This is a genomic window from Sphaerochaeta halotolerans, assembly GCF_003429665.1.
Lineage (GTDB): Bacteria > Spirochaetota > Spirochaetia > Sphaerochaetales > Sphaerochaetaceae > Sphaerochaeta > Sphaerochaeta halotolerans.
In genome coordinates this window covers 1-1,058 of the sequence record NZ_QUWK01000044.1, presented here as the reverse complement: position 1 = coordinate 1,058, position 1,058 = coordinate 1, and the positions used below count along the sequence as shown (strand labels likewise).

Annotated in this window: 1 protein-coding gene; it reads right to left on the bottom strand. The window is 55.4% G+C overall.

The window, feature by feature from the left end; genetic code table 11:
* Nucleotides 1–110 precede the first annotated feature (110 nt).
* A partial coding sequence (locus DYP60_RS13895) for a transposase (protein ID WP_133299363.1) occupies nucleotides 111–1,058 on the bottom strand: 948 nt, incomplete at its 5' end.

Below are 1,058 nucleotides of genomic sequence, written 5' to 3'. Positions count from 1 at the left end.
ATGATTTCTCACCAGGATGACGGAGAGAATCACCCCCAAAGCAAATCGATAGACGCGTCAAGGCATCCCTTCTTCATTGGAGGGGTGTTTTCAATTCCATTTGGCTGTGGCTAGGATACCCTGTGTGCCTTGCGTTGCTCATACAGGATAAGCACATTCCGCACCTTCCTCATGGTGGTGAGGAGAATGGCCAGCCCAATCTCATACCGGGCGTGCGAACCTCGCTTGTAGATGGTGTCGGGAAGGAACCCGTCCTTGAGCTCGCTGTTGGTCCTCTCCACGGTGGTCCTGGCAGCATACCTCCTCTGGGAAGCGGGATCCAGGGGGTCGGCGACCACCCCCTTGTAGGCCCTGCGGTCGATGATCGCCTTCCTTCCTATCATGTCGACATAGTCGTTGATCACAGGGCTGATGTACCCCTTGTCGAGCAGTACATACAAGAAATCAGTGGTCTCCCTTGCCTTTTTCATGAGGGGAACCGCAACCTTGCTGTCATGGACCGAGGCCCCGGTCACCGCGAAGCTCACGGGCACCCCATAATCATCAGTGGCAAGATGGGCCTTGTAGCCGATGAACCATTGTTTCTTCCCTTTGGAATTCTGTTTCGCGGTAATGGAACAGCGCATTTCCAGTTTTGCCATCGACTCCCCGAAGGATTCCTGCAGACAGGCAATCCGTTCTTGCTCCAGCCTGGCCTGACGCTCACGATACTGTTGTTCCTCCAGCGATCCCTTCGCCTTGCGTCCTCTCTTCTTGTTGGCCTTGGCTTCCTGTGCCCTGGTCTTGATGGGCTTCTCCCGTGCTCCGATGGTAGTGCTGTCTATGCTCAGGTGTCCGATAGCCAGCCGGTCCATTGATGATGTATACGCCTGTATCACCCGATCGTGGAGGACCGAGGGGTCAACGATCCTCTCTACTTCCCTGGAAAGCCTGCTCACGGTCGCCTCACTGGGTACCCTGGTGATTCCAAGCATATCCTTCAGGTTCCCGTTCTCACAAAGGAGAGCCAGTGTCCCCTTCACCGTCCGTACCTGGTAGTGAAGCTTGAGCAGCATGAT